At 70.6% G+C, this 9,897-nt stretch carries 7 protein-coding genes and 1 pseudogene; 3 read left to right on the forward strand and 5 right to left on the reverse strand.

The window, feature by feature from the left end; translation table 11 throughout:
• Positions 1-304: 304 nt before the first annotated feature.
• The 3 genes from ACFQ36_RS17330 to glpK form a co-directional block, all read right to left on the reverse strand.
• Positions 305-1,249: a DegV family protein gene (locus ACFQ36_RS17330; protein WP_377015859.1), complete on the reverse strand. Its 945-nt coding sequence runs from the start codon at positions 1,247-1,249 to the stop codon at positions 305-307.
• A 10-nt stretch (positions 1,250-1,259) separates the two neighbouring features.
• On the reverse strand, positions 1,260-3,701 hold the full coding sequence (gene leuS, locus ACFQ36_RS17335) for a leucine--tRNA ligase (protein ID WP_377015871.1): 2,442 nt from the start codon (positions 3,699-3,701) through the stop codon (positions 1,260-1,262).
• A gap of 310 nt (positions 3,702-4,011) precedes the next feature.
• Positions 4,012-5,526: a glycerol kinase GlpK gene (gene glpK, locus ACFQ36_RS17340; protein WP_377015861.1), complete on the reverse strand. Its 1,515-nt coding sequence runs from the start codon at positions 5,524-5,526 to the stop codon at positions 4,012-4,014.
• 128 nt (positions 5,527-5,654) lie between these two features.
• Here glpK and ACFQ36_RS17345 point away from each other — a divergent pair, with 128 nt between their 5' ends.
• From ACFQ36_RS17345 to ACFQ36_RS17355, 3 genes are read left to right on the forward strand one after another with little or no spacing between them, the layout of a single operon-like run.
• Positions 5,655-6,491, forward strand: a complete 837-nt coding sequence (locus ACFQ36_RS17345) for an aldo/keto reductase (protein ID WP_377015863.1) — start codon at positions 5,655-5,657, stop codon at positions 6,489-6,491.
• A gap of 3 nt (positions 6,492-6,494) precedes the next feature.
• Entirely contained in the window at positions 6,495-7,388 is an 894-nt protein-coding gene (locus ACFQ36_RS17350) for an alpha/beta fold hydrolase (RefSeq protein WP_377015865.1), read from the forward strand.
• Positions 7,385-8,467 (forward strand): glycosyltransferase family 4 protein, encoded by a 1,083-nt coding sequence (locus ACFQ36_RS17355; protein ID WP_377015867.1) that lies wholly within the window; start codon positions 7,385-7,387, stop codon positions 8,465-8,467. Before ACFQ36_RS17350 ends, ACFQ36_RS17355 begins: the two co-directional genes overlap by 4 nt.
• Positions 8,468-8,489: 22 nt before the next feature.
• Here the strand turns inward: ACFQ36_RS17355 and ACFQ36_RS17360 are convergent, their stop codons facing one another.
• Positions 8,490-8,915, reverse strand: coding sequence for a hypothetical protein (locus tag ACFQ36_RS17360; protein ID WP_377015869.1), 426 nt, complete (start codon positions 8,913-8,915; stop codon positions 8,490-8,492).
• Positions 8,916-9,213: 298 nt separating this feature from the next.
• Positions 9,214-9,897: pseudogene (locus tag ACFQ36_RS17365) on the reverse strand (primosomal protein N'); the annotation flags it as partial.

A 9,897-nucleotide genomic window follows, 5' to 3' on the forward strand; every position in this document is an offset into this window, starting at 1 on the left:
CGCGGGGCCGGTGGCGAGGCCGGCGGGGCCAGCGGCACGCTGGCCACCTGGGCGACGTCGCGGTCCAGGTCCGCCCCGGCAACACGGGCGATGCCCGTGCCCAAAGCAGCACCGGCCACCACCACCGCGGCTCCTGCAGCAATCCGGAACCTCACCCGCACACCAGTGCGGCTGGTACTGCTGGTTGCGGACTCTGTTGCCCAGCGGTGGCGGCCCATGCCTCCACGCTAGGACCTCGGGCGGCGGCACCGCCGCCGCCGGGCGCCGCCGGGGACGGTACCGGGCTGTGGCCTGCCTGTGGAGGTCAGGATGCAGCCGGCAGCTCCGGCCCGATCACCACCCCGAGCACGCCCAGCCCGGTGTGGGCGGCCAGTACCGACGGCACCGGTGTCACCAGTACGGGACCGCCGACATGGGCGGACATCCGCCGGGCCAGCTCGTCGGCCTCCGCCTGGTTGCCGAAGTAGTGCACGGCCAGCTGCGGTGAATACTCCAGCCGTTCGATCCGGCGGAGGACCAGCTGCTGGAGCCGGGCCTGGGCCTTGGCCGCGGTACGGACCCGCTCCAACGGAACGATCCGGCCGTCACGGACTTCGAGCAGCGGCTTGATCGCCAGCAGCGAACCCAGCAATCCCGCTGCCGCTCCGACCCGCCCGCCGCGGCGCAGCTGCTCCAGGTTGGGCACGTAGAAGACAACGTCACAGGCTCCGGCGGCGGCACGGGCACGGGCGGCCACGTCCTTCACCCCGGCACCTGCCTGCGCGGCCAGCACGGCGGCAATGACGGCGAAGCCCTCGCACATGGCCACCGTGCGGGTATCGACCACCTCCACCGGAATCCCGACGCCGGCGGCCGCGAGCCCGGCGGCCTCGACGGTCCCGGACAGTTCGGCCGAAATGTGTACGGACACAATGGCGTCAAAGCCGAGCCCCTCCAGCTCCGCGTAGGTGCGCCGGAAGAGCCCCGGGGACGGCCGGGAGGTCTTGATATCCGTGCCCTCGGCCAGACCCACGGAGAGCACCGCGCGGACGTCGTCGACGCCTTCGCCGTAGATCTGTCCGGAGACCATCACCGGCATCGGCACGATCCGCAGCCAGTCCGCGGTGTCCGGCTGCGCCACCCATTCGGCTGGCAGCGCCGCCGCGGAATCGGTCACGACGGCCACGCGCGGCCGCGGCGGCAGGTGGCGATGCGCCGGGACGTGCAGCAGCCGGCGGGAGCGCTGCAGCAACTCCTCAAGCCAGGACACAGGCCGGACCTCAGGCGGGGACGACGTTGACCAGTTTCGGCGCACGGACAATCACCGTGCGGATGCCGCGCCCGTCCAGCGTCCGGGCCACCTGCTCGGACTGGAGGGCCAGGGCCTTCAGGTCCTCCTCGCTGATGTCGGCGGGCACCTGGAGGCGGTCCCGGACCTTGCCCTGGACCTGCACGACGGCGGTCACGGTGGCCTGCACCAGCAGGTCCTGCTCCACCGCCGGCCAGGCTGCCGCGGCCACGGAGGGCTCATGGCCCAGCGCCGCCCAGAGGTCCTCGGCGGTGTAGGGGGCGAAGAGGCTCAGGATGATCGCCACGGCCTCCGCGGCCTCGCGCGCGGCCGGATCGGCGCCGCCGGCACCGGAGTCGATCGCCTTGCGGGTGGCGTTGACCAGCTCCATCAGGCGCGCGATGACGACGTTGAACTTGTGGGCGTCGAGCAGCTCCTGCGCATCCGCGACAGTGCGGTGGGTGACCGCGCGCAAGGCCCGGTCCCCCGCGGCCGGATCCGCGCCCACCGGCGAGGTGATGTCCTGGCCAAGGCGCCAGGCACGGGCCAGGAACTTCGCCGAGCCGGACGGCGAGACATCGGCCCAGTCGACGTCGTCCTCCGGCGGGGAAGCGAAGACCATCGTCAGACGCACCGCGTCCACGCCGAACTTGTCCAGCTGCTCGCCCAGGTCCACGCCATTGCCCAGCGACTTGCTCATGGCCTTGCCGCCGTTGAGCACCTGGCCCTGGTTCAGCAGCGCCGCGAACGGCTCGTCGAAGTCCACCAGTCCCATGTCCTGCAGGACCTTGGTGAAGAAGCGGCTGTAAAGCAGGTGCAGGATGGCGTGTTCGACGCCGCCGACGTACTGGCCCACCGGCAGCCACCGCTTGACCGCCTCGACATCGAACGGGCCTTCGGTGTACTGCGGGGAAGCGAAGCGCAGGTAGTACCAGGACGAATCCACGAAGGTGTCCATGGTGTCCGTGTCGCGCATGGCGGCACGGCCGCAGCTGGGGCAGGAGACGTTGACCCAGTCCGCGGCGGCCGCCAGCGGCGAGGTGCCCTTGGGCGCCAGCGCCTCGCCGCGCAGGTCTTCGGGCAGCCTCACCGGCAGCTGGTCGTCCGGCACCGGCACCTCGCCGCATTCGGCGCAGTGGATGATCGGGATCGGGGCACCCCAGAACCGCTGGCGGGACAGCAGCCAGTCCCGCAGCCGGTAGTTGACCGCACGCTCACCGGTGCCGGCCGCCTCGACCAGTTCGATCGCGCGGGCGATTCCCTTGGCCTTGGACAGGCCGTTGAGCTCGCCGGAGTTGGTCAACGTGCCCTCACCGGCGGTGGCGATCCCGGTCACCGCCGGATCCTCCTCGCCGGTGTCCACCACCGCGCGCACCGGCAGGCCGAAGGCCCGGGCGAAGTCCAGGTCGCGCTGGTCGTGCGCGGGCACGGCCATGATGGCGCCGGTGCCGTAGTCCGCCAGCACATAGTCCGCGGCCCAGACCGGCAGCTTCTCGCCGTTGAGCGGGTTGACGGCGTAGCGGCCCAGGAAGACGCCGGTCTTCTCCCGCTCGGTGGACTGGCGCTCGATATCGGAGAGCGCCTTGACCTTTTCCCGGTACTCCATCAGCGCATCGTGCTGCTCCGGGGTGACCAGGTCCAGGGCCAGGTGGGCGTCCGCGGCGACCACGAAGAAGGTGGCCCCGTGCAGGGTGTCCGGACGGGTGGTGAAGACCGTGACCTCGCGGGCGGGCACACCGTCCGCGGCCTCGATCACGAAGTTGACGTGCGCACCCTCGGAGCGGCCGATCCAGTTGCGCTGCATGGCCAGCACGCGCTCGGGCCAGTGGCCCTTGAGCTCCTCCATGTCCTCGAGCAGCCGGTCCGCGTACTCGGTGATCCTGAAGTACCACTGGTTCAGGCTCTTCTTGGTCACCGGCGTGCCGCAACGTTCGCACGCCCCGTTGACCACCTGTTCGTTGGCCAGCACGGTCAGGTCCTTCGGGCACCAGTTGACCGGCGAGTTCTTGCGGTAGGCCAGCCCGCGCTCATAGAAGCGCAGGAACAGCCACTGGGTCCAGCGGTAATACTCCGGATCGGAGGTGTGCAGCCGGCGGGACCAGTCGGCGCTGATCGCGTAGCGCTTGAAGGACGCGGCCTGGGTTTCGATGTTGGCGTAGGTCCACTCGCTGGGATGGGCATTGCGCTTGATTGCGGCGTTCTCCGCCGGCAGGCCGAAGGAGTCCCAGCCGATCGGGTGCAGCACGTCGTAACCCTTCAGGCGCCAGTAGCGGGCGACGACGTCGCCCATGGCGAAGGCTTCGGCGTGGCCCATGTGCAGGTCGCCGGAGGGATACGGGAACATGTCCAGGACGTAGCGGCGTTCCCTGGAACCGTCGTCGGCCGGCGTGAACACCCCGAGCTCTTCCCACACGGCCGGCCACTTGGCCTCCATCGCCGGGAAACTGTACTCGCTCTGCCCGATCCCAGACTGCGTACTCACGTTGACTTGCCTCGTCCCCTTGGGTCTAACTTGCTGCCAGGTTGCTGCTTTGCCTCAGACACACAAAAGCCCCTCCGCATCGAGGGGCGGCCGCAGCACGTCGTGCGGGTCGGCCATGCCGGTGGGAGCCGGAACCTGCCTCAGGATGCGGCTAGCTCAGCGAAAGGGCAAACATGGCACTACTCTACCCCAGTCCCCGCGTCGATCCGGCACCCGCCGCCATCGGCTGCGGCGCAGCGCCCCGGCCTTCAGGCCGGGGATGTCAACGCACGTCGGCGTCCACCCAGTCGAAGGTCCGGGTGACCGCCTTCTTCCACAGCCGCAGCCGGCGCTCCCGTTCGGCAGGCTCCAGCCGCGGCACCCAGCGCTTGTCCTCGGCCCAGTTGGCGGCCAGTTCCCCAGTCCCCGACCAGTAGCCGGCGGCGAGCCCGGCCGCATAGGCCGCGCCCAGCGCCGTCGTTTCGGCCACCTTCGGCCGGACCACCGGCACGCCGAGGATGTCGGCCTGGAACTGCATCAGCGCGTCATTGGCGACCATGCCGCCGTCGACCCTGAGCTCGCGCAGCGGCACCGGCGCGTCGGCGTTGACCGCGTCCAGGACCTCGCGGGTCTGGAACGCCGTGGCCTCCAGCGCGGCGCGGGCAATGTGGGCCTTGGTCACGAAGCGGGTCAGCCCGACCAGCGCCCCGCGGGCCTCGGGCCGCCAGTACGGTGCGAACAGGCCCGAGAACGCCGGCACGAAGTAGGCTCCGCCGCTGTCCGGCACGGTGGCGGCCAGGGCCTCCGCTTCGGCGGCCGACCCCACGATGCCCAGGTTGTCCCGCAGCCATTGGATGAGCGAGCCGGCGACGGCAATGGATCCTTCCAGCGCATATTGCGGCGGCTGGCTGCCGATCCGGTAGGCGACGGTGGTCAGCAGGCCGTTGCTGGAGCTGACGATGTCCCCGCCGGTATTGACGACGACGAAGCATCCGGTCCCGTACGTGTTCTTGGCCGCTCCGCGCCCGAATGCGGCCTGGCCGAAGGTGGCCGCCTGCTGGTCGCCGAGGATGCCCGCTACCGGGACCATCCGCAGCAGCTGCGAACCGTGCACCGGACCATAGACCTCGGCCGAGGAGCGGATGGCCGGCAGCATCTCCACCGGCACGCCAAAGGCGGCCAGGATCGACTCGTCCCACTGCAGTGTCCGCAGGTCCATGAACAGGGTCCGGGACGCATTGGTCACATCCGTGGCGTGCACGCCGCCGTCGGGCCCGCCGGTCAGGTTCCACAGCACCCAGGTGTCCATGGTGCCGAACAGCAGGTCCCCGTCCTCCGCCCGCGCCCGCGTCCCCGGCACGTTGTCCAGGATCCACCTCAGCTTGGTGCCGGAAAAATACGGCGAGAGCGGCAGCCCGGTCGCGGCCTTGAAGCGGTCCGGTCCTTCGTCGGCCGCCAACTCGTCGCAGAGCTGCTGGGTGCGCACGTCCTGCCAGACGATGGCATTGCACACCGGCTCACCGGTGTGCCGGTCCCAGACCACGGTGGTTTCACGCTGGTTGGTCAGTCCGACGGCGGCGATGTCGTGCCGGGTCAGGCCGGCCCGGGACAGCGCCACACCCACCACCTCGCGCACGTTGTCCCAGATCTCGGCCGGGTTGTGTTCAACCCAGCCCGGCCGCGGCAGGATCTGCCGGTGCTCCTTCTGCCCGGCCGCCACTGCCCGGCCGCCGTGGTCGAAGACGATGGCGCGGGTGGAGGTGGTGCCCTGGTCGATGGAGATGACGAAATCCGGCATGGGCGCAAGCCTACCTGCCGGGGCCCCGGTCCGGACGAAGCGAGGATCGGGGACCTCGGCAGGCGCTGCCGCGAGGATGGGGGCAGGATGGGGCAAAGATCGGGCCAAAGCCCGATAGAGTCTTTCCTATGCGATCTGAGAAGGTGCCGCTCAACAACGGCGTGCTGATGGACCGGATCGGCTTCGGGCTGTACAAGGTCCCACCGGTGGATGCCGCGTCGCTGTGCACCCTGGCCCTGGACGCGGGCTACCGCCACCTGGACACCGCAGCGCTGTACGCCAACGAGGCCGGCGTGGGCCAGGCCGTACACCGGTTCACCTCGGAGGAGTCGGAAGCCAGCCGCGAGGACATCTTCATTACCACCAAGGTCTGGAACGACTCCCACGGCTTCGACGCCACCCTGCGCGCCTACGACCATTCGCTCAAGGAACTGGCCCTGGATTACGTGGACCTGTACCTGATCCACTGGCCGCAGCCGCGGCGCGGCAAGTTCATCGAGACCTACCGCGCCCTCGAGCGGCTCTACCACGAGGGCCGGGTCCGGGCCATCGGCGTCTCCAACTTCAAGGTCCACCACCTGGAGCAGTTGCTGGACGCCACCGAGGTGGTTCCGGCGGTGAACCAGGTCGAGCTGCACCCGTGGCTGCAGCAGGCCGAACTGCGCGCCTTCCACGACCGGCACGGCATCCGCACCGAGGCGTGGAGCCCGCTGGGCCGCGGCGCCGTGCTGGCCGACCCGGTGGTGCAGGACCTGGCCCGCCGGCTGGGCCGCACCCCGGCGCAGGTCACCCTGCGCTGGCACCTGCAGCTGGGCAATATCGTCATCCCCAAGGCGAGCTCGGCGGCGCGGATCCGGGAAAACTTCGACCTGCGCGGGTTCAGCCTGGACGAGGAGGCGATGCAGCGGATGGCCGGGCTGGAGCGCAACGGCCGGATCGGCAAGGATCCGGACGAGGTGAACTGACCGGTGCCTTCGGTGCAGGAGCGCGCGCTCCGCCATGTCCTGTCCTTCCCGCACGGCAACGTCAGCTACTGGGAATACCCGGCCGAGACCGGCCCCGGCGCCGCCACCCTGCTCATGGTGCACGGGTTCCGCGGCGACCACCACGGACTGGAACTGCTGGCGGCCGCACTGCCGGACTTCCGAGTGCTGGTCCCGGACCTGCCCGGCTTCGGCGAGTCCGCCCCCTTCGCCCGCGGCCGGCACGACGTCGACGGTTACGTGCGTTTCCTCCAGGACTTCGCCGCCGCCGCGGGCCTGGGCCCGCAGACCCTCCTGCTGGGCCACTCCTTCGGCTCCATCATCGCGGCCCGGCTGCTGGCTGCCACCCCGGAGGCCTTCCGCGCCCTGGTGCTGGTGAACCCAATCAGCGAACCCGCGCTGCGGGGCTCCCGGGCAGCGGCCTCGCGGCTGGCGGAAGCCTACTATGTACTGGCCGCGAAGCTGCCGGCGCGGGCCGGACTGTGGCTGCTGCGCCATCCGCTGATCGTGCGGGCGATGTCCGGGATGATGGCCAAGACCAGGGATCCGGGCCTGCGCCGGTTCATCCACGACCAGCACTACCGCTACTTCAGCGCCTTCGCCAACCGGGAGGTGGTGCTGGAGGCCTTCCAGGCCTCGATTTCGGACGACGTCGGCCAGGTCGCTTCCCGGCTCGGGATGCCGGTGCTGCTCATCGCCGGCGTCAAGGACGACCTCGGCTCGGTGGCCAGCCAGCGGCGGATGGCAGCAATGATCCCGCAGGCGCGGCTGGAGTTTATCGAGGACGTGGGACATCTGATCCACTACGAGGCACCTGCCGCGGCCGCCTTGCTGGTGGCCGGCTTCGCCGCTGCCTTGGCCGGGGAGCCGGGCGCATGAAACTGGTAATGGATGCCCGCTTTACCCGCACCGACCAGCTGGACGGTATCAGCCGCTACGGCGCGAACCTGATCGAGGCCGCCGCCAGGCGGGCCGACGTCACCATGCTGATCTCGGACGAACGCCAGCTTGCCTGGCTGCCGGACGTGCCGTGGGTGAAGATCAACAGCCCGCTCTCCCCGGCCGAACTGTTCGTGGCGCGCGAGGTGAACAGGCTCGGGGCGGACGTGGTGTTCTGCCCGATGCAGACGATGGGCAGTTTCGGCCGCCGCTACGGGCTGATCCTGACCCTGCACGATTTGATCTACTACCGGCATCCGAAGCCCCCGGGCTTCCTGCCCAGGCCGGTGCAGCTGCTCTGGCGCCTGTACCACAAGGCCTACTGGCCCCAGCGGCTGCTGCTGAACCGGGCCGACGTCGTCGCCACGGTCAGCGCCACCACCCGCTCCCTGATGCAGCAGGCCCGGCTGACCCGGCGCCCGCTGCGGATCGTCTCCAACGCCTCGGTGCCGCAGGGCCCGCCGCGCGACCCGGCCGGGCCGCGGGAGAAGACCCTGCTGTACATGGGATCCTTCATGCCCTACAAGAACGTCGAAACCCTGGTCGCGGCCATGGCGCAGCTGCCCGGCTACGAACTGCACCTGCTCAGCCCGATCGCCGAGCAGCGGCGGGCCGAGTTCACCGCCCTGGCGCGGGATCCGCAGCAGCTCGTCTTCCACCGGGGGGTGTCCGAGGAAAAGTACCGTGACCTGCTGCGCAGCACCACGGCGCTGGTCACCCTGTCCCGGGACGAAGGCTACGGGCTGCCGCTGATCGAGGCCATGGCCGCCGGCACGCCCGTGATCGCCAGCGACATCCCGATCTTCCGCGAGGTGGCCGGCGGGGCCGCGCTGCATGTGGACCCGCTGGACCCGGCCGCCTTCGCCGCGGCCGTCGGCGAGCTCGAGGCCGACGCCCGCTGGCGCCGGGCCTCCGTGGACGGGGTGCTGCGCGCCGCCGGCTACGACTGGGACACCTCCGCAGCCCAGCTGCTGGAGGCCGCCGAAGAGGTGCTGCGGCTGCGCTCGGCCCGCACCTGATTTCCGGGCCGGACGGCGGCTGTCAATGCACGAGCGCGCTGAGCGAGATGATGCCCAGGCCCAGGACCGACGTGGTGGCCGCGCTGAGCAGGCGCAGGGGCCAATGGCTGCCGCGCCTGGCGGCATTGGCGTATCCCAGCACCGCGAGAATGACGACCCCGACCCACAGGGCGATGTAGTAGGCAACATACTCGTCAAGCACACCCGCAGCCGCCAGCAGCAGGAAGACGGCCGGCAGGAGCATCGCAAGCACCATGCCCATGGAATGCCGGGCGGACGCCAGCACCGCCGTCCAGATTGCCTTTCCGCGATGCTCCGTCGAGAGGCTGCCTGCAACCACGCCGGAGTAGATGTGGGCCAGCCAGAAGACGCCCACCGTTCCCAGGGTGAACAAGAACACTTCCAGGTCGGTGTTGTACTCCCAGCCGATGGCGATCAGGGCGCTCACAAGGACGGTGCCGTAGATCGCATACTCGGTTTGGTAGGCCTGCAGCAAGCGGCGCGCGGGCCCGGCGATGCCGGGTGCGGCACTGCGGATCCAACGCCGGCCAGATGACGGACGCGTCGCCGCGTCATGTCCGGCACCCGTTGCCGCTGCCTTCGCGTTGCCCTTGCCCCGCATGGTGCAACGCTACCTACCAATAAGGTTGCGGTCCAGAGGAAGCACTGTCGTCCGGGTTCGACACGGCCGCCGGGCCGCGACAGGCGGAGAAGCCGGCAGCAGGCCCGGCCAAACGGTACTGGGGCTAGATCAGATCCAGCCCGTCGAGGCGGACCTGCACCGGATCCGGGGTCCTTTTGGCCGAGAGCGCAGCCTTGCGGGTGCGCAGCGCCGCGGTCACGGCGGCGGCCTCCCGGTAGCCGAAGAAGATCAGCAGCCGGTGCGCCGGCTGTCCCTCCGCTGCCGGGCCCGGCAGCGGGACCGGTCCCACCAGCCGCACCGGCGGCAGCTGCAGGTCCTGCAGGAACAGTTCGATGCCGGCCTGGCTGCCGGTCAGGGCGGCGATCCGCACCGCCGGGGGCAGCTGCAGCTCGCGGCGCAGGTCCAGTTCCCGGGCCGCCGCACCGGCCGGATCCCAGCGCACCAAGGACCCGACGACGGCGTCGCTGTCGGCGGTGACGACCACGATCCCGCCCTCGGTGGCCGGATGCACCAGCGAGGCGGCGCCGAACCAGCGCCGCAGCGTTTCCTCGGAGGCACGCAGCGATTCCCGGCTGAGCATCGCGTTGCCGTCCAGCAGCAGCGCTGCCGCGTAGCCGGCCGCGGCCACCGGTTCGGCGCCGGGGGTGGCCACCACCAAGGCCGGACCGGATCCCACGGTGTCCTTGATGTGCTCGCCCGCCGAGGAGACCACTGCCACGCCCGGGAAGGCCCGGCCGAGCTCCTCCGCCGTCCGCAGGGCTCCGGCCGCCGAGGCCCGCAGCCGGCT

The organism is Arthrobacter sp. GCM10027362 (assembly GCF_042679445.1).
Classification (GTDB): domain Bacteria; phylum Actinomycetota; class Actinomycetes; order Actinomycetales; family Micrococcaceae; genus Crystallibacter.

Bases quoted from the DNA above. Each gene is read 5' to 3' on its own strand.
- leuS (WP_377015871.1), bottom strand. From the start codon at position 3,701: ATGGAGGCCAAGTGGCCGGCCGTGTGGGAAGAGCTCGGGGTGTTCACG.
- glpK (WP_377015861.1), bottom strand. From the start codon at position 5,526: ATGCCGGATTTCGTCATCTCCATCGACCAGGGCACCACCTCCACCCGC.
- ACFQ36_RS17345 (WP_377015863.1), top strand. From the start codon at position 5,655: ATGCGATCTGAGAAGGTGCCGCTCAACAACGGCGTGCTGATGGACCGG.
- ACFQ36_RS17355 (WP_377015867.1), top strand. From the start codon at position 7,385: ATGAAACTGGTAATGGATGCCCGCTTTACCCGCACCGACCAGCTGGAC.